Origin of the sequence: Chitinophaga sp. (genome assembly GCF_036569185.1) — a bacterium.
In the GTDB taxonomy this organism is placed as follows: domain Bacteria; phylum Bacteroidota; class Bacteroidia; order Chitinophagales; family Chitinophagaceae; genus Chitinophaga.
Genome location: NZ_DATCRD010000186.1, coordinates 1 through 19168 on the forward strand (window position 1 = coordinate 1; position 19168 = coordinate 19168).

The window sequence follows — 19168 nt, forward strand, 5'->3', positions numbered from 1 at the left end:
CACCTGCCGCTCCGTGAGCAGATCCCTTTTAGATAACCCTATTCTTGCCAGCAGGATCCTGAAGGGCGTGAGCATCAGCAGGCGCCACTTGTTTTTGTGTTTGTTCTTGTTGTGCAGATAAAGCGCACGGTCATAAACGCTCAACACTTTGCTGGCTTCGCGGATACCATCCATCAGGCGGTCCCTGTAGTCTGTTGTCAGTCTTTCTGCCGGTATAAAATGTTTCAGTTTCAGATGTTTGTCGTAGTATAATGTAAACCCCCACAGAAGCAGGCGCTTGCAGTATTCGAAATCATCGCCGGTGGTGAGTTTTTCACCATTCCTGCCATTCAGGAGAGATGGATACCTGTCGTCGAATACCTGTAGAAACAATGTCCGCCGGGTGATGAGCCCTGCGCCAAGCACAAACCCACGGTGAGTTACATCACCCGATTCTTCCGCAGGAATCCCAATAGCATATTTATCTTTATACTCTTCAAACCAGTCGGGATAGGTGTCCACATTTGTTACCGGTACATTTTGCCCTCCGGCGGCCCCGATCATTTTATCTTTCCCCATCACCTGCCACGAAAGGTAAACGTAGTTTTCATCCAGCAGGTTATCATCGTCACAAAATATCAGGCATTCATATTTTGCTTCCCTGGCACCTTTCTTCCGGGCAAACATTTGTCCGGGGCAAAGTTCATCCACCACCCTGCAGGAGGCATTTACCGGTTGATTTGTCTGCCAAACGGACTTTGCGTATTCCACTGTATTATCGGATGAGGCATTGTTAACCAGTATAATTTCCCAGAAGAAATCTTCAGGTACTACCTGTTTATTCAAATGAGCCAATGTTTGCGGCAGCCGGGAAGCGCTGTTATAACAGCATATAATTACAGAAACGCCTTTTACCTTACTTTCCGGGATATTCCACTTCATTTTTTATTCTTTTTTAAATTATTCTACTTTGAGTATCCTCACTATCTGATTTACCGGCAGCGGTACCGGTTTGTTCAGCGCCGCATAAGTACCGGCATGGATGGCGATGAAATGCACAAGATCAAACATTTTATGAGGGTCTTTGCTCCATCGTGCCCGGAGAAACTTTTTCACTGATTTCCGTGAGAATTTCCAGGGTGATATTATTTTTTGCTCAAGAGATTTTTTCTGTTCGGGGAATACCTGCAGCAAGCAGGTTTCATAACACATAAATGTGCCATACAGGAGTCGCTGCAGGTATTTATTGTTGGCCCGTTGCTGTGGAATGATATGCGTGAGCTTCAGGCCAGGGGCTACGCCTGCTGCGTATCCTTTACTGATGCAATGTAATACCATTTGTGTGTCTTCCCCACTGCTGAGCTTATTTCCTTTCCTGCCGGAGGCAGTAAAACGGCCCTGGCGGGCCAGTTGTACAAACTCTTTCAGTAAAGGCGCCGAGGTGCAAAGCCCGGTACCAAAAGGGTAACAGGATTGCCATGAGCTTTCGCTGGCGGTGCGGATCGTTTGTTCCTGCCGTTGCTGAAAGGCAGCGCTGGCAAACTGCCGGATGGCGGCATCCACACCGTCAATAAAATCTACTTTTACATTACCTGGCCCCCAGGCGGCTACCCCGGGAAATTGTTCATTCAGTTTTTTTAGTTCCTGCAGGTAGTCACTTTCAGGTTCATTATCATAATCAAAGTACACGATGTATTTCCCTGCAGATTGTTCTATAGCTGCCATGCGCGCGAAGTTTACCCCCTGTTCCTGTACAAGAAGGAGCCGCATTCCCGGGATCTTTTCTTCAAATGCCCTTATATATAATTGTTGCTGCAGTGGTATATCACTGTTGTTATCCACCAGGATCACTTCGGTGTTGATACCGGTGGTATCCAGTTTCGACACGGCTTCCAGGCACCGTTTCAGTATCCGTTCATCCGGGTTATAGGTGCATATAACCAGCGAATAATCTATCGTTTTTTTCCAATCCATAATGAATCATATTGCCTGAAGAAACTAAAATGATCCTTCGCAAGGTTTTCTATAACATAGGTGGGGCCTAGTTCATCCCGGTCGGGGTAATAATCGTGGAACGCAATAAAGCCGCCTTTCACCACTTTGGAAGCATATAGTTCAAAATCGGACCTGCATCCTGCAATGGAGTGGTCGCCGTCGATGAACAGGAAGTCGATCTTCTCAAAGTCGTTATACATCTCAAAAGAATATCCTTTTTTTACGATGATCTTATCATGAACAGACAGGCGTTCCATATTTTCTGTGAAGCGCATCAGGAGGTCGGTGCTGGCTCCCTTTTCTGCGTATTCCAGCCGGCTTCCCTGGTCAAGCCCTGCGTCTGCATTGAAAGGGTCAATTGCATATATTTTCCCTGACCTTAGCCCTTTGGAAATACAGTAAGTGCTTTTCCCCTGCCAGCTGCCAATTTCCACTACTACCGCATTGCGGGGCAGCTTACGCGCAGTGAGGAAAAGCCCCAGCGCTTCCCGTTCTGTGAGCCATCCGTCTATATCATAGTAAGAATGGATTTTTTTCATGGCTGATTTTTCTATCATTTTCCGGAACATATGCTGGATGTTTAGCGTATTTTTTATTTAAAAAGATTTCTTGCCCAACGTTTAAACCGTCTTCTCAATAATTGCTCTTTTCTTAACGTCCGCCATTTTTCTTCAAGAAAGAAATCTTTATTTAAGAAAAAATAATCTGCCTGTTTTTCCGGTATAAAATAAGATGGATGTACCAATGGTTTTTCCAGTTGCTCCACGGGTAGGTTAGCGTGATGTTCCCGGACATTAAACGTATGAGTGGCATCCGGCCGGAATCCGAGGTTGCTGATAAGATTTACGTTGGGTGTGATACATAGCCCGTTTCTGAAAAAATTGATCAGGTTGAACTGGTAGTCCCATGAGTCTATTTTTTTTCTTTTTAAATTTTGAAAGATTTCTATCCATGCGTCTATGAGAAACCTGTCGCTAAAGATATTTTCCAGTACATAAACGGCGTCTTTTTCTTCATAATGTTCCAGGTCAATGTCGTATGCCTCCCAGGAACGCCGCCAGCTTGCCCAGCCCCAGATATGGCTGTATTGCGAAAAATAGTAACTCCCGTTGCCCCATTTTTTCCCCATCTGTAAATTGGTGCCGGTGATATTTACTATGCGTGTATCGTGCCGGTAGCGGGGAAGGAGCTGGTCACAGAAATAGAAGAAGTCGTTGGAAGGCAGGCAATCATCTTCCAGGATAATACCTTCTTCTTCCTGTTGAAAGAACCAGCTTACGGCTTCAGCTACTGCTACCTTGCAGCCTTTGTTTTTTTCGCTGAATAATTTGTGTACGCTACAATCCCAGTCTATCTGGTCATAAATCCTTCTCGTTTCCCTGCATAATTCTATATCTTTTTCATTACCTGCCCGTGGCCCGTCTGCTGCAATGTAAAGTTTAGCGGGCTGGGCTATTCTTACCTGTTCAAATATTTTCAGAGCGGTATCAGGTCGGTTGAAGGATAATAACAGGACAGGAGATTGCACATGATAATTGGCCATACCTGATAATAAATTATATAGGATGTATAATAAATTTAATGAAATGATGTTTGCAAAACAAGGATTTAAATAATCGGTACTGACTCCCGTTTTATATATTTTTCCCAGAATGGAAACCTGGGCCAGGCATGGCATCCTAATGGCAGGCGACCATTATTCGATTCATACAGCCGTTGGGGATTTACCTCGAAACTAAAGGTGGCAGCAATTTCGGGGGGAGCTGTTCTGAATGAAGGCGCCAGGAGAGGAACTACCTGTGTCCAGATCATATCTTCATTAAAACTTTTCCCGGAATAAAATCTTTTCAGATAATAATTAAAAAAGATAGCATCCTGTTCCTTCCTTAACTTTCTTCGTAAAGCTGCAAAATTGGCGTATAGGAAGTGATTGAATTTCCACTTTAACTTATATCTTTTTAATAATTTCAGTACAGTAAGACAAGCTTTAATATTGCGGATAGAAAAGCCTGAATTAAGCGCGCCGTGGAAAGGCGCATCCGGTCCGGCTTCCAGGTATCCTTCAAAAACAGGCGCTCCGATGAAGTCGAAGTCGAAGCCATGATGCTCCTGTATGCTGGAACTGAAGATATATGCGTCCAGTTCATAGGTCATCATAAACTCGTAACCGGAAAACTGTTGGTAAAAAGGAGCATATAATTTCATCCTGTTATAATTTTCCAGGGAAGAAAGCCATTTGGGAGCAACCGGTTTGGGTTGAAGACGGGGATGTATGGCCAGGTATTGGTCTACAGGCATTCCTTCCGGAAAAACCAGGAAGCAGTCAAATGTTTTTAAGTGCCTGTAGCAGGCGAGCAGCGACAGTTTTTCATCCTCAGACAGCATGGGTTTATGCACAGGTATGATCACACAGAGTTTGCTTAGCACGTTCATATTTTAACAAAGCGTAAATTAAAAACAGGTCAGAGGATAAAACGGGGACGTTTATTTAACCAACCAGGTGGTTGTTTTGTTCAATGATAACGACAACTATCTGAACTAAATTATCCCGTTTTTGTTATTTGTTTTTTTGTATCTTGACTAATGTGTAAAGATCCCGCTGCCTCGAAACTCCACATATCATTAATTATATTAAATCATCCAAAATCATCCTTTATGAAACTTTCTTCCCGTCACCTGCCTTTGATGTTCCTGTTTGCCGTAATCCTGGCTTTTGCCGCCTGCTCCAAAGATGGAGATCAGGGCCCAGCCGGTAATCCTGGTCCTGCCGGTCCCGCTGGTCCTGCTGGTCCCGGTGGTCCCAAAGGGGACAAGGGGGATACCGGTGTAGCCAATGTGATTTATTCCGACTGGCTCAATGTTGCCTTCGATAGTATCCGCGATGAAAATGGGAAACCTACCGGCGATGGCTTTATTGGCGCTATCGAAATCCCGAAGCTTACCAAAGAAATACTTACCAAAGGCGCTATCAACGTTTATTTTAACCTTGACTCTGCAGATGCGCCCTATATAGTGCCATTGCCTTATGTGGATCCTTACCTGTTTGTGAGCTTCCGTGCTACAGAAGGGGGCATTATTATCCTGGCCAGCCATGATCTCAGTTCTGGTAATTATCCCGGTGAAAAAGTAATTCAGCAGTTCCGTTATGTGCTGGTGCCCGGAGGTGTGAAGGCCCGTAGCGCGAGTGGGGTAGACTGGAAAAATTATAAATCGGTGCAGCAATACCTGGGGCTAAAAAATTAGCCACCTTATGCTTTTGGGAAAGGTTCTCCTGCGCCTGGCAGGAGAACCTTTTTGTTGCAGTATATGCACAGTTTGTTCCGCAGGGGCTACGGCTGCCGCAGCGCAGATCCTGTATAACGGCATATTCCTGTAACGGCTTTTAATTTGATAGGATTCAGGATATGAAGAAGCTCCTGTTGATCACATTGTTTGCATATATGCTGCATGGCTGTAGTTCCCCTTCAGCCCCAGCTGACTCTGATGAGCACATCAGTCCGCGGAATACGGGAATCACCCCCGGAAACGCCTATAACGACCTGTTCCTGGACAGTTCAGCAATAGCTGCATTTATTACTTCACAAAAACTGGATGATACCATTGCTAACCGGCTCCGCAGTTTTTATAATGCCCGCAATTTTGAATTTGCCTGGTTCGATAGCCGGGGACCGGTAGAACAGGCAGCTGCTTTCAGAAGCCTGTACAATTACAGCAGGGACAGCGTAAGCAACCGCGCGCTGGACAGGCGGCTGAATGACCTCATGGATGAAGATAGCCTGCAGATCAGCGCTTCTGATAAAGAGATCATCAAAACAGAGCTGCAACTTACCTGGCGGCTTATCAATTATTTCCGGGAAACCGGCGGCAGTATTGGCCAGCTGGAGCATATGATACCGGCCCAGCGGTATCCTGTAATGGAACTGGCCGATTCCATGCTTCAAACCAATGATAAAGTGTTTCCGGCAGTAACCCCTATGAAAGAGCATCTCAAAGCCTACCGGGAATATGTCCGCAAAGGAGGCTGGCAACCGGTGCCGCTGGTAAAGAAAGGGTTGAAAAAAGGACAATCATCCCCTGAAATCATCGCGGTAAAAAAACGGCTGCAGCTTACCGGGGAGTTAAATCCCGGCGACAGTACCGCTGTATTTACGGACGAATTGGAAGCGGCGATCAATACTTTCCGTAACAGTAACGGATATACGCAGAATGGAGTGCTGAACGATACCGTGATTAACGCATTGAACGTTTCCGCAGAAGAGCGGCTGCAACAGTTACTGGTGAATATGGAGCGCATGAAATGGATGCCTGTTAAGCCGCAGGGAAAGCTGATCCTCGTAAATATACCGGCCTTTGTACTGCATGTAACGGATGGGGATAAACGCCTGTTTGATATGGATATTGTGGTAGGAAAAGAAGGGCATAGTACTACCATGTTTTCAGGAATGCTGAACCAGGTAGTGTTCAGCCCGTACTGGAATATTCCCCGCAGCATTGTGCGGAAAGAGATCCTGCCTGCCGTTCAGCGTAACAAGGGCTACCTGGCTTCCAAACACATGGAGATAACAGGGGAAGCAAACGGCTTGCCGGTGATCCGTCAGAAACCGGGGGCGCATAATGCTTTGGGCAGGGTCAAGTTCCTGTTTCCCAACAGCTACAATATTTATTTTCATGATACGCCCGAGAAAGGGCTTTTTGAGCGGGATAACCGGGCTTACAGCCATGGTTGTATCCGGTTAAAAGACCCGGTGAAAATGGCGCAGTTTGTTTTGGAGGGCTCACCTCAATGGACCAACGAAAAAATTGACAGCGCCATGAATAGCGGGAAAGAAAAGTTTGTGGCGGTAAAAGACCCCGTACCGGTGATCATTACTTATTTCACTGCGTGGACGGAAGGAGGCAAACTACATTTTGCCTCCGATGTATATGAGCACGACGAGGTATTTAAACAAAAGCTGTTTAAATAGTTTAGGACGCGCTGCTGTCTTTCACGAGGATCTTTGTATGTGCGGAATAATATTTATCGGGGCTGTAAAGGAACAGGCAGGTACCGTTACGGATACTGCTGATCACTTTGCGGTGCACATTCTCAGGAATGGCAGGGCATCCCAGGCTGCGGCCTATATACCCCTGTAATTTACCGAGCTTGTCATTTACATAATCGGCACTATGCATAACAATACCTCTGCTGAGGGCGTTATCATTAATGCCGGCTTCCTCTCCTTCCAGGCGGAGGGAATAGCCGTGCTCGCCGGTATAGGTATCGCCGGTGATATAGAAACCAAGACTGCTCTTAAAGCTGTTCATCTGGTTTGAAAAAGTATTGGCCATATCTTTACCGGAATTCCGGCCATGGGATACCAGCGTGTTAAAAAGTAACAGCTTATTCTTCAGGTCTATTACAAACAAACGCTTTTTTGTGCTGGGCAGGGAGAAGTCGATGATAGACAGTACATCCGGGTTTTTAATCCGTCCGTTTTCCTGCAGATGCTCAAAACCGATCATGGCATTTTCAAATGCGTCTCTCGAAAGACCGGTGGTATCCAGCCGCATCATATCGTACAGGCTTTCCCGTTGTACGGAATCCGTTTTAACAGCAGTAGCCGGTTGGGCGGCGGCTGTGGATTTTACGGGGGTAAGATTTGTAAAATTTGTAAATAGAAATACGAAAAGACTAATGGTAATAATAAAAACTAACGGTCTAATCACTTGCTTCAATTTCATGTTCACACTCCGTGTTTATTTGGTTTAGAGAAATGTAATTGGTTTAGAGAAAAACATAGACAGCAAAGATAACCTTTTCGGGGCTAAAAATGCCCTCAAAGGCCCGTCTGAGGCTGCTGGAGCTGGTAGTTTTAACAGGTTGTTCACATACATGAAAAATATGTATAAGTAATTATTTTCACCATAATCCTTAATTTATCTTAAAATTAGCATCATGCCTGAATTACCCGATCTGCAGGCCTTTCGTCATAACCTGGAAAAGGCGCTGCTGCATAAAAAACTGACATCCGTTACTGTCAATAATGGAAAGAAGCTGCGTGTTAAAGAAGCCGACCTGAAATCCGCACTGGAGGGGCAGTCATTACAGCATATTCAACGGGTAGGCAAGGAATTGCACTTTATATTTAAAAACAAACATGTGCTGGGAATGCACTTAATGTTGCATGGAAAGCTGTATTTATTTGAAAAGAAAAATGAGCAAAAGCATACCATTGTAGAGCTGTTGTTTGCTGATGGCACAGGGCTGGCGTTAACAGACTTCCAGGCCGCCGCCAATGTTCAGCTGGACCCTGAAGAAAAAACGGCGCCTGATGCGTTGTCGGACGATTTCAACGAAAGTTATCTTAAAGAACAACTGGCAAAGAAAAAAACTACCATTAAAAAATACCTGCTGGACCAGCACAATGTGCTGGGAATAGGAAATGCTTATGCAGATGATATCCTGTGGGATGCAAAGATCTCTCCCTTTTCCATCTGTAATAAAATACCCGCTCCGAAAATCAAAGCGCTTTTAAAATCCGTAAGAAAAATACTGGAAGGTGCTGAAAAGAAGATACTGAAAAGTAATCCTGATATCATCAACGGTGAGGTGCGTGATTTTATGCTGGTGCACAACGCCAAACTAACTGAAAGCCCTGGTGGAGCGCCTATTAAGAAAGATACCGGCGGGGGGCGGAAAACCTATTATACCGACGAACAGGAATTATTTGAATAAGGTAATGAGCTGGGATAAAATTGCTGTATTACCCGGTAACTGCAGGCAGAGAATTATTTAAGCAATTCAATGATCCGGGCTGCATTCTGCAGCGCATAGCCGTGCCCGTCGTTGTTAAAGAATGCCCAGATAGTATGTTTTTCCTGCTGCCACTCCCTGAATTTTCCCGCGTAGGCTTCCATTGTTTTTTCGGGATATAGCTTATCATATTTGCCATCCGGCCCGTGGAAACGGACGTAGATATGCTTTGCGGTAATGGCTTCTGCAAATGGCCACCGGTGGCCCGACAGCGCAATAACCCAGGCAATTTTATATTGCCGGAGCAGCGCCATCGCTTCATCAGAAAGCCAGCTTTTATGCCTCGCTTCCAGTGCGAAATGATAACCACGCCAGGTTTTTGTGAGCACGCTGAAGAAGTGATCAACCCTTTCCGGTTCAAAGGCCGCAGAGGGTGGCAACTGGATCAGTACCGGTCCCAGGTGTTTTATAAAAGGATCGAAAATATCAAAGAACCTCGGTAATGATTCTTCCGGATCCAGTAATCTTTTTACATGGGTGATATAACGGCTGATCTTAGGGCAGAAATAAAAACGCGCCGGTACTTTTTCTATCCAGCCTTTTACAGTAGATGGTTTGGGCAGATGATAAAAGCTGGTGTTTATTTCCGTGACTTTAAACTGCTCAGCATAAAAAGAAAGATAGCCGGCGGGCTTCAGCCCGGCAGGATAGAATATTTCTTTCCAGTGTTTATAGCTCCAGCCCGATGTGCCGATATGAATGCCTGTAGTTGCCATATCTTTTTATAACAGCACTACAAATGTTATTCCCATATATACAAGAAAGCGGCATCGGAGATGATGCCGCTTTCTCATTAAGCAGGGCTTGTGTATCAGGTAGTAAGTGCAATAGTGCCAGCCTCTTTTTCTTTGGGCTCATAGATGCCCGCCGCAATTTTTTCTACAAACAATTTGGGGAAGAATTTTGGCAGCCAGGCATTCAGCTTATTGGTGAAGCCGGGCACAATTTCAGCTTTGCCTTTGAAAAGCCCGTCCACAGCTATTTTAGCGACCCTTTCCGGTGTCATGTTGAAACGGTTGGCCACGTTGCGGGTATAGTCGCCCATGCGTGCCCTGTTTACAAAATCAGTGTCGGTACTCCCGGGGCTCAGTGCGCTCACTGATATGGGCGAATGCCTGAGCTCATAGCGGAGGCCCCGGGTAAAGGACAGCGCAAAAGCCTTCGTAGATGCGTAGATGTTAAGATAAGGCACCGTTTGATAGGCCGTAGTGCTGGCCAGGTTGAGCAGGTATGCTTTCGGAAATTTCCGCAGCACAGGTATATAGGCGTATGACAAGCCCACCTGTGCCTTGATATTCACATCAATGATATTGAACTGCTCCTGTAAGGTAAGCTGTTCAAAAGGCCCGTTGATGCCATAACCGGCGTTGTTCACCACCACGGAAAGCGAATGATGCCAGGTATTGCTCCAGGCGGTAACGTTGTGCAAAGCATCGGGCGCCGACAGATCCTGGTGCAGCGTATGTACGTTAACGTGATACTGTGCAGCGATGGCTGTTGCTGTAGCAGATAGTGTTTTTTCATCTATATCTACCAGCAGCAAATGATAGTTTCTTTCCGCGAGTTGGGCAGCAATGGCTTTTCCTATTCCTTTGGCTGCGCCGGTTATTAATGCGTATGACATCGGATTATATTTTTAGAGAGATGGAGTGTTTACTTCTGCAAGGCTTCCGGACCGGGCTTTTACATTCGCCCATTGTGGTTTGCCACCATACAGATGTTGTTTAAGATGCGCCAGCTTATGATAAAAAGGCGTAGGGCTATTTGATGTTTTAGGTTGATAAGCACCTGTAATGATGGGAATGTACATCACTCTTCTGCGGCTCTTTTCGCCGGTGTAGGGCGATTGCTGCACCCGGTGCCAGAGACGCCCGTCGTGAACGGTGAGATCGCCTGCTTCAATATCAAAGCCTACTTCCTTTTCATCAGGATTGTTATCGATGAAATATTTTTTCCTGAACAGGAGTTTGAGCAAACCTTGTTCATGCGTGCCGGGCAATACTCTAAGGCCGCCGTTATCCAGCGGGCAGTTGTCCAGGTGAATACCCACATTCAGCATGGGAAGGATGCGCGAGCCCAGAAACAGGTCCCGCGGGCTATCGGTATGCCATCCCAGTTGTTTGAACTGGCTCTCGGTAGTGTTTACATAGTGGTTCACTACCAGGCCGTCTTTCTCGTTTTCACCTATCCTGCCGGAGTAAGGGCCCAGCAAAGCAGTAAGTGATTGCAGTCGCTGGTCTTTCAGCAATTCACGCAGCACGTTGCTGTAGTGGGATGCGAAAGCGATGCGCTGGATTAATGGGCTGCCATCCACATCTGTACCGAATTTCAGGGGAATGCCATTTACTTTTTCAATGTTATTCCGGATCAGTAGTTCCTGTACGCGCTCTACTTCTTCATGCACAGTGGCAAGCGCGCTTTTGTCCAGGAAGTTTTTAAACTGTATGATACCATAGGTACGGAACCATGCAAGATGTGCGGCAGTTACTCCCCCGGAGAGAGAGAACACAGGTTGGTTTGTCGTTTTCATGACGAAAAATTTTTTTTGTTGACAGTGATAAATCAGTTGTTGAAATAGAAAATGCTACAGCGGCAATTGGTGGGGTGGCCGCAGGGTGGGGGTGGTGTTAACAACAACAATAAGATGCCGCTATTATGGGGCGGTTGGTTGAAGCGCTTAACAGGCGCTGATTTCGATGGTTTTGATCTGTGTTCATGGTGATGTGATTTTATTAGTCTACCAATCTTGTAGACAAATATAAGCATGTCCTTTTATTTACCAAAAAATATTTTTTCCGGGTTGATTATTTCCCGTTGGTGAGCAGTTGTTCATAGTCGGCAGTGGTATCTATATCTATTGCCCCCTGTGGGAAGTGCACAGTAGCTAACTGCTCAGGGTGTTGCAGCAATATTTTTTTAGCGCCTTCCTGGCCGTTCAGCGCCAGCAGCTGCGGGAAGAAAGATTTTTCAAAGAGGGCAGGGGTACCGGTGGCATCGCCATAGGTACAGGCAACGATGGCTTTGCCGGAAGTATTTTTCAATGTGATCATTTCCTCCAGCAGGGAAGGGGTAATAAAGGGTTGATCGCACAGCAACAGCAGTACATTATTTACATGGGGCGCCATGTGCAGCAGGTGTTGTAATCCTGTACGGATAGAGCCACCCATACCGGCCGGCCAGTGGGGGTTTACAACGGTGTGTACTTTTCCGGTCACCAGTTGTTCCCTGATCTGTGTGGCAAAAGCGCCAAGCACTACTACGGCGGGCATATCGAAATGATGGACAGTATGCACTACATTTTGCAGCAGGCTTTTGTTCTGGAAAAGGAGTTGCTGTTTGGGAGTTCCAAGTCTTTTAGAGGCGCCAGCCGCCAGGATAATGATACCGGTTGTTTTCATTATAAATGTTGTTGAAGGATGACCTGCTGTTCGCGGGAATGAATGGCTGTTGTTTTTTCCCGCAGGGAGGTGGCAGCGGTGGCCGACAGCACAGATTTTATTTCGCTGATCACCGACAGGGCAATTTCTTCTGCGGTTTCCGCACCAAGATCCAGTCCGGCCGGGCCGTGTATACGTGCCCGTTGCTGACGGGTAATGGAGATATTGTTTTCCGCCAGTTCATCCAGCATACGTTGCAGTTTTTTAACAGGGCCCAGCACGCCGATATACGCAAGCGGCAGCGGCAACAGCTGTGCCAGCAGGGCGAGGTCGTAGTTATAGTTATGCGTCATCAGCACGGCGGCGGTATACTGGTCTGTTTGCAGTTGCGAAAGCGCCTGTGCAGGCCTGGCCATGAGCACCTGCGTAGCTTCCGGGAACCTGGCGGCGGTGGCGTAACCGGGGCGGCCGTCAACAACAATGGTATGCCATCCGAGAAGGGCGGCCATTTTCACCAGCGGGATCACATCGTTGCCGGCGCCGGCCACCAGGAGTTGTGGCGCCGGTGGAATGTATGAGGTATGCGTCGTATAGTCGTTGCCGGTAGAAAGATAGGTTTTTGTAAAGGAGCTGCGTGATTGTAATGCATGATGCGCATCGGTGGCGATAGCATTTTGCAGCTGCTGATCGGGTATGCAGTGATGCATTTTGCCATTGGCGGTAAGCACCAGGCAGGTACCGGGTTGAGGTCCTTTACGCCGGTGCAGTGTAAACAGGGTCACCAATACGGCAGGGGCACGGTGGGATATTATTTCCTCCAGCATAGCTACTGCGTTGAGCGGATCTTCTGTATTCACCGGCTCCAGTAATATATGAATAATGCCGTTGCATCCAAGTCCTACACCCAGTTTGGCATCATCTTCATCATTGGTATCGTAGGTGACCAGCATCGGCTGCTGCTGCATCATTACCAGCTGGGCCTTCCGCAGGGCATCTCCTTCCAGGCAGCCACCGCTGATAGCGCCGGTAAGCGTACCATTTTCCGTTACCAGCATTTTTGCGCCGGGTTGGCGGTAAGCAGAGCCTTCTACATGTACCACTGTTGCCAGCGCCGTTTTTATTCCCTGGCGGCAGGCTGCGTAATATGATTTTACGATGTCTTCCAGTTCTTTCATGTATTCAGTTTATTTTCCACTTTCCATTGCAGTGCCGCTTTTTCATCCAGCACTTTGTCCGGGGTGATGGGCAGGTCGCGCACGCGTTTACCGGTAGCATGATACACGGCATTGGAAACCGCCGCCGCAAAGCCGATCAGCGCTATTTCCCCCATGCCTTTGGATCCCATGGGATTGATGTAAGGATCTTTCTTATTGATGAAATACACATCAGTGGGTGGCGTATCTGCATTTACAGGAACATGGTAATCGGCATAGTTATTATTTACAAAACGTCCGAAGCGGTGATCCAGGATCGCTTCTTCTGTGAGGGCCATGCCAATGCCGCCCACTACGCCGCCTATCATCTGGCTGCGGGCGGTTTTCGTGTTTACGATGGTACCTGCATCGGCCACGCTCACAATATGTTTTATGCGCACCACGCCGGTTTGAGGATGTACGTGTACTTTGGTGAAGTGCACAGAGAAAGAGTACATGGAATACTTTTTCCTTTCGTCTCCGCTTTGTGAGGTAGCCACTACATTTACTTCCGGTAACTGCTGTTGTTGCAGGAGGGATTCGTAAGTGATTTTTTCCGGCTGACCGGCTCTCAGCAGTTGCCCATCTTCAAAAATTATTGTTCCCGGCGTTGCATTTTTAAATGCCGGCACATTGCTGATGGCCAGCGATGCCAGCTTTTGCTGTAATGCCTTACAGGCGTCTGTTACAGCGCTGCCAAGTGTAGATACGGTGGAAGAGCCTCCCTGTTGTGGCGCAAAAGGGTAAGCAGATTCACCGAGCATGAATTGTATTTTTGAAGGAGCAATGCCGGTTACGTCTGCCGCTATCTGCACCATGGCAGTAGCAGTGCCCGGTCCAATATCCGCAGCCGCGCTCTGGAGAATAAGGGAACCATCGGCTTTTAGTGTAGCCGATACCGTAGCTTTGCCGCGGAAAGCGCCAAAAGTACCGCTGCTCATGCCATATCCTACCAGCATCCCGTCTTCCTGCATACTGCGGGGAGCAGCCTTGCGGTTAGTCCACCCGATTTTTTCAGCGCCCAGTTCGTATGCTTCTTTCAGGTATTTACTGGAGAAAGGCAGGTCTTTTTCAGGATCGGTATCCGCATGGTTTAGTATCCTGAGCTGAAGCGGGTCCATATTGAGTTTGTAAGACAGCTCATCAATGGCCGATTCCAGCGCAAATGCGCCGGTAGCTTCACCTGGGCCGCGCATCCAGACCGGTGTGCTCAGGTTGAGCGGTACCAGTTTGTAACGGGTATTTACATTGGGGCAGGCATACATAAATTTACTCATGGCTACAATGCCTTCTGTGAAATCTTCATAAGGCGAAGTAACGGCTACCGCTTCGTGGGTGATGCCCGTAAGTTTACCATCGTTAGTAGCGCCAAGGCTCAGCTTTTGTATGGCATTGGGGCGGTAACCAACCAGGGTGAACATCTGGTCGCGCGTAATTACGAGTTTCACCGGTTTGCGTATTTTCCTGGCAGCCAGTATGGTGGCTACTTCCATTGGCCACACGCGCAGCGCCATGCCAAATCCTCCGCCCACAAAGCGGGAGTGTACGGTGATATTCTGTTCCGGTAACTGGAAGAGTCTTTTTACGGTATCCTGTACATTTTTCACGCCCTGTGTTTTCGCGTACAGCACCAATGTATCCGGCGTATCCCAGTGTGCAATGATGCCGGCCAGTTCCATGGGGTTATGTACTTCCAGTGGAATGGTATAAGTGGCATCGAGGGTAACAGCTGCTTTTTTCCAGGCATCTGCTTCGCCGCGCACATAGTCTTTCATCCGGTTATTCTGAAATGCTTTGCCCATGCTGGCATTTATATCCGTGTAATGCGTTTCCTGGTCGTATTGTACTTCTACCAGGGAAGCGGCATGCACCGCGCGTTCCAGCGTGTTGGCCAGTACTACGGCTACAGGTTGCCCGTTGGAATAAATGCGGTTGTCTTTAAATATTTTAAGGCCATCTTTCGCGTTGGGATCGGCATTTTTATACCCCGGTACCGGCGGTGCGTTCAGGTGGGATACCACATCTGCTACACCGGGGGCCTTTAATGCTTTGGCAGTGTTAATGTTTTTAATGGTGCCGTTGCTGATGGGACTGCATACCAGTGCGGCATATAAGAGGTCCGGCAGGTGATGGTCTGCAAAGTATTTTGCGCCGCCGGTTACTTTCAGGCGGCCATCTACACGGTCCATCGACTGTCCTGTTTGTTGCTTTTTCATACGCTGGCAGCTTTTAGTAAAGCGGTTTGAATACTGTTTACGGATAAACCTGTTTTAAACTGGTTATGCTGGTATGTTTTGGCAGATTGCAATGCGATGGCTGCCGCTGCGCGGAAATTCTCTTCCGTGGGGGTTTTCCCGGCCAGTGCTTTCTCTGCCTCATACAGCCGCCATGGTTTATGCGCTACTCCACCCATGGCCAGGCGGGCGCTCCTGATCACATTATTACTGATGTCCAGCGCCGCTGCTACGGATACCAGTGCAAAGGCATAAGAGGCGCGATCGCGTACCTTGAGGTAGTATACATTTTTCGTGTAGGCGTTAGCGGGAATTTCCACCGCGGTGATCAGTTCCCCTTTTGCCAGGTTATTATCCAGCTGTGGGGTGTTGCCCGGCAGGCGGTGAAAATCTGTAAAGGGGATGCGGCGGTTACCTTTGGGGCCGGTTACCAGTACGGTGGCGTCCAGTGCGGCCAGCGCCACGCACATATCGCTGGGATGTACTGCAATACAGCTTTCGCTGGCCCCGAAGATGGCATGCATACGGTTGATGCCGCCTATGGCGCCGCAACCGCTGTTGGGGCTGCGCTTATTGCAGGGCATGGTAGTATCGTAAAAATAGGTGCAGCGGGTGCGCTGCATCATATTGCCGCCTACGGTGGCCATATTGCGGAGTTGCTGCGAAGCGCCTGCCAGCAGCGCCTGCGATAGTAACGGGTGGTGCGTGGTTACCAGTTCATGAGCAGCCAGTTCACTGTTGAGCGCCAGGGCGCCTATATGAAGTGTGTTGCCATTCAGCTGTATATCTTTCAATGGTAAACGGTTAATGTCTACCAGCTTTTCCGGGATCATTACGCCGCTTTTCATCAGGTCAAGCAGGTTGGTGCCGCCGGCAATAAAGCGGGCGGAGTTGTCTTTTGCTACGGCGTCTACAGCGGCTTTCAGGCTGGCAGGCCGTACATAGGAAAATTGATTCATACTGTTTTCCCTCCCTGTTTTACGTCCATAATGGCATGAACAATATTATCATAAGCGCCACAGCGGCAGATATTACCGCTCATGAACTCTCTTATTTCTTCAGGGGAACCGGCATGGCCCTCACGGATGCAGGCTACAGCCGACATGATCTGCCCGGGGGTACAGTAGCCGCACTGGAAGCCGTCGTGCTTAATGAACGCCTCCTGTACAGGGTGCAGCTGTTCGCCGTTGGCAAGACCTTCGATAGTGGTGATCTTTTTTCCTTCCTGCATCACAGCCAGCGTTAAGCAGGAGTTGATCCGTTGGCCATCAACATGTACCGTACAGGCGCCGCACTGGCCATGATCGCAGCCTTTTTTTGTGCCGGTAAGCTGCAGCTGTTCCCGGAGCAGGTCCAGTAATGTAACGCGTGGTTCTACGGAAACCTGTACTTTTTTTCCGTTGATTTCCATACTTACGGGCATTTTCTCAAAGATGCCGGCGATGGCCTCATCGTGCTGAGCCGCTTTTATTACCAGCGGTGGCGTGAGCGCCAGGGCCATCACGGCGGAGGATTGTTTCAGGAAGTCGCGGCGGGCTTCGTGTTTATCCTTCCTGTGCGGATAGTGTTGTTGGTCGTTTTCCTGTGGCATTTTCTACCATATTTAATCCCTAATAAGTTAGTAAATAAATCCCGTATTTGGGTTTTAAAAATAGATGAGTGGAATTGTATTTTTACCGGGGTGTGCAGAAAAGAGGTTATAAGGAAATGGTGAGCACGTTACAGCAGGCCGGCGCCAGGTAAATTTATTTTGATAGGATCTTATTTAACAAATAACCGCGGGAACGCTTTATAGCCGGTAGTTTTTGCCGGCATGTTGTTTTTCAAAATCTTCTAACTGTTGCTGTAACAGGCGTTTCTGTTGTATATATGATTTGAGATCCATTGTTGCTTTGGCGGACTCCAGTTGGGTAAGCGCCCGATGTAGCTCCATCCAGGCGCTTCTCAGCTGAAAAGTTTCTGACGACCTGAATACAATTACATCTGGGGCTTCCCGGATAATATCCAGTGGAAAGCCATCCTGCACCCAGGCTTCAAAACCGGTGCTGAGCACTTCCATACTGCCGGTATCCAATGCGCCGTACCCGGTGATATAAACTGCCGGATCGTTTGGGTTGCAGTGAAGACAGATGGCGCGCCCTCCGCCGTCGTCGCCGATGCTGATCCAGGAGGGAAGATAGCGTTGAACCTCGTAGTCGTTGTTCCGTTGTACCAGGATCCCTGTGCCATACAGCAGGATGAGATCTGTTACGGGCTTGTCTTCCGCCAGGTGTTGCTGCAGGTAATCACGGTAAGCACCCGGCAAAACGAGGCCGAGTGCTTTTTCAATAGCTGTTATCTGCTTATTGTCAGTCATTTTTCAGGTGTGCAAGCCATTGCTGTGCAAATTCATTTCCCGGTTCCAGTTGCAGCAGCCGTTCAAAGGAGGCGATGGCTTCGGGGATCTGTTCCATATGATAAAAGAGCACTGCCCGGTTTAAATGTACATAGGCATTGTCTGGCGCAAGCGCCAGTGCTTTATCATACGTGGCAAGCGCCTGGTTGTATTGTTCCAGCAGCATGAGGATGGAGCCTTTGTTCATCAGTAACCCCGGCTCATCAGGTGATAATTCCAGCCCTTTATCTGCATATGAAAGCCCTTCCTGCAGGCGGCTGAAAACGCTTTGCCGTGTGGCTTCACTGGCGCCGTTATCTTCCATTTCAGTGATAGCTGTATTGGCTTCCTGCAAAATTTCCACTACCTGTTGTTCATACCATGCGGCGCTTTTTTCCACCTGCGCTTTAAAAGGCACGGCATCAAGGTCTATTTCTTCTTCTGCCTGCTCCGGCGCTGTGGCGGGCATTTTATCTGCTGCGGGGGCGTACCACCACTGGCAGAATTTACCCAGCTCACCGCCTACGGGCAGTTCATCTGCCGGCGGTAATCCTTCCTCCGGAATGGCATCGTTGGCGACTACCAGGTCGAGGATGGCTTCCAGTGCTTTGTAGTGAATGGGTTCCCCTTCCTGTTCTGCTTCCATCACCATATAAGGAAGCAGCTGGTACCACAGGCCCAGTACATCTTTATCTTTTTGTTCGCCGGCGGCTTCCGCTACTTCATGCGCCAGTGAGAAAACATCCGTTTTTTCCGGAGCTATAGCATCATCGCCGGTAAGCGTGCTATTGGCTGCCATATCGGCCCAGAGAAATGAGCCGGCGTCGCAGTACATGATGTACGACTGGGTTGTAAAATCAAAATTGGCGTAACCGGCTACAGGATTGGTTTCCTGGTCCCATTCCGCAGTGGGGTTACGGTATATGAAGCTGAATTTCCGGCTGGCAGCCAGCGCATCAAACCAGGCGGCATGGGTGGCATAAGCCGGGTGCGCGCTAACGGGAAATGTATATACGAAATGATGTTTGATCAGCACGTCCATCACCCGGAAGTGGGTAAACGCGGTATCGTATTGCTGTTGTAATTTGTACAGGTTAAAAAAGAGGCTCCTGCGGTCCAGTCCTTCTTCCTGGCTTCTATCCAGGCAAAGAACAGATAGTTCCACCAGTGTTTCAAATTCATGCATCGCCATATGTTACTTGCTTTGGCGCAAGTTACGCGAA

19 protein-coding genes are annotated in these 19168 nt (G+C 48.1%); 3 read left to right on the forward strand and 16 right to left on the reverse strand.

All coding sequences use genetic code 11. The annotated features are described in order from the left end of the window. The 5 genes from VIM72_RS14240 to VIM72_RS14260 form a co-directional block, all read right to left on the reverse strand. On the reverse strand, positions 1-921 hold a 921-nt coding region (locus VIM72_RS14240), incomplete at its 3' end, for a glycosyltransferase (RefSeq protein ID WP_332003488.1). Positions 922-939: 18 nt separating this feature from the next. Next, complete coding sequence (locus tag VIM72_RS14245) at positions 940-1953, reverse strand: glycosyltransferase (protein WP_332003489.1); 1014 nt, start codon at positions 1951-1953, stop codon at positions 940-942. Further along, on the reverse strand, positions 1932-2513 hold the full coding sequence (locus VIM72_RS14250; protein WP_332003490.1) for a class I SAM-dependent methyltransferase: 582 nt from the start codon (positions 2511-2513) through the stop codon (positions 1932-1934). The genes VIM72_RS14245 and VIM72_RS14250 overlap by 22 nt, the downstream gene beginning before the upstream one ends. 53 nt (positions 2514-2566) lie before the next feature. Beyond that, positions 2567-3517 carry a hypothetical protein gene (locus VIM72_RS14255; protein ID WP_332003491.1) on the reverse strand — a complete coding sequence of 317 codons (951 nt, stop codon included), beginning with the start codon at positions 3515-3517 and terminating at the stop codon, positions 2567-2569. Positions 3518-3582: 65 nt separating this feature from the next. After that, positions 3583-4401, reverse strand: coding sequence for a DUF5672 family protein (locus tag VIM72_RS14260; RefSeq protein WP_332003492.1), 819 nt, complete (start codon positions 4399-4401; stop codon positions 3583-3585). 228 nt (positions 4402-4629) lie between these two features. Between VIM72_RS14260 and VIM72_RS14265 the strand changes: the two genes are divergently transcribed. Together VIM72_RS14265 and VIM72_RS14270 are read left to right on the forward strand one after the other, a co-directional pair. Continuing rightward, on the forward strand, positions 4630-5217 hold the full coding sequence (locus tag VIM72_RS14265) for a hypothetical protein (protein ID WP_332003493.1): 588 nt from the start codon (positions 4630-4632) through the stop codon (positions 5215-5217). A gap of 161 nt (positions 5218-5378) precedes the next feature. Then, positions 5379-6938, forward strand: a complete 1560-nt coding sequence (locus VIM72_RS14270; RefSeq protein ID WP_332003494.1) for a L,D-transpeptidase family protein — start codon at positions 5379-5381, stop codon at positions 6936-6938. Between the two features lies 1 nt (position 6939). Here the strand turns inward: VIM72_RS14270 and VIM72_RS14275 are convergent, their stop codons facing one another. Further along, positions 6940-7695, reverse strand: a complete 756-nt coding sequence (locus tag VIM72_RS14275) for a murein L,D-transpeptidase catalytic domain family protein (protein WP_332003495.1) — start codon at positions 7693-7695, stop codon at positions 6940-6942. 214 nt (positions 7696-7909) lie between these two features. Between VIM72_RS14275 and VIM72_RS14280 the strand changes: the two genes are divergently transcribed. Next, the gene (locus VIM72_RS14280) at positions 7910-8689 is read left to right on the forward strand and encodes an Fpg/Nei family DNA glycosylase (RefSeq protein WP_332003496.1); all 780 of its coding nucleotides are present in this window, start codon (positions 7910-7912) and stop codon (positions 8687-8689) included. A gap of 53 nt (positions 8690-8742) precedes the next feature. Here VIM72_RS14280 and VIM72_RS14285 read toward each other — a convergent pair whose 3' ends face one another. From VIM72_RS14285 to VIM72_RS14330, 10 genes are all read right to left on the reverse strand, one after another. Further along, positions 8743-9483, reverse strand: coding sequence for a DUF72 domain-containing protein (locus VIM72_RS14285; RefSeq protein ID WP_332003497.1), 741 nt, complete (start codon positions 9481-9483; stop codon positions 8743-8745). A 95-nt stretch (positions 9484-9578) separates the two neighbouring features. After that, positions 9579-10391 carry an SDR family oxidoreductase gene (locus tag VIM72_RS14290; RefSeq protein ID WP_332003498.1) on the reverse strand — a complete coding sequence of 271 codons (813 nt, stop codon included), beginning with the start codon at positions 10389-10391 and terminating at the stop codon, positions 9579-9581. 12 nt (positions 10392-10403) lie between these two features. Next, a complete protein-coding gene (locus VIM72_RS14295; protein WP_332003499.1) occupies positions 10404-11297 on the reverse strand; it encodes a phytanoyl-CoA dioxygenase family protein in 894 nt (297 codons plus the stop codon). Between the two features lie 274 nt (positions 11298-11571). After that, complete coding sequence (locus tag VIM72_RS14300) at positions 11572-12165, reverse strand: nucleotidyltransferase family protein (protein ID WP_332003500.1); 594 nt, start codon at positions 12163-12165, stop codon at positions 11572-11574. Next, complete coding sequence (locus VIM72_RS14305; protein WP_332003501.1) at positions 12165-13319, reverse strand: XdhC family protein; 1155 nt, start codon at positions 13317-13319, stop codon at positions 12165-12167. Before VIM72_RS14305 ends, VIM72_RS14300 begins: the two co-directional genes overlap by 1 nt. Next, a complete protein-coding gene (locus tag VIM72_RS14310; protein ID WP_332003502.1) occupies positions 13316-15553 on the reverse strand; it encodes a xanthine dehydrogenase family protein molybdopterin-binding subunit in 2238 nt (745 codons plus the stop codon). The genes VIM72_RS14305 and VIM72_RS14310 overlap by 4 nt, the downstream gene beginning before the upstream one ends. Next, positions 15550-16530 (reverse strand): xanthine dehydrogenase family protein subunit M, encoded by a 981-nt coding sequence (locus VIM72_RS14315; RefSeq protein ID WP_332003503.1) that lies wholly within the window; start codon positions 16528-16530, stop codon positions 15550-15552. Before VIM72_RS14315 ends, VIM72_RS14310 begins: the two co-directional genes overlap by 4 nt. Then, positions 16527-17162: a (2Fe-2S)-binding protein gene (locus VIM72_RS14320; protein WP_332003504.1), complete on the reverse strand. Its 636-nt coding sequence runs from the start codon at positions 17160-17162 to the stop codon at positions 16527-16529. The genes VIM72_RS14315 and VIM72_RS14320 overlap by 4 nt, the downstream gene beginning before the upstream one ends. Positions 17163-17360: 198 nt before the next feature. Further along, positions 17361-17927, reverse strand: a complete 567-nt coding sequence (locus tag VIM72_RS14325; protein WP_332003505.1) for an SMI1/KNR4 family protein — start codon at positions 17925-17927, stop codon at positions 17361-17363. Continuing rightward, a complete protein-coding gene (locus tag VIM72_RS14330; protein WP_332003506.1) occupies positions 17920-19137 on the reverse strand; it encodes a tetratricopeptide repeat protein in 1218 nt (405 codons plus the stop codon). Before VIM72_RS14330 ends, VIM72_RS14325 begins: the two co-directional genes overlap by 8 nt. Between the last annotated feature and the right edge of the window lie 31 nt (positions 19138-19168).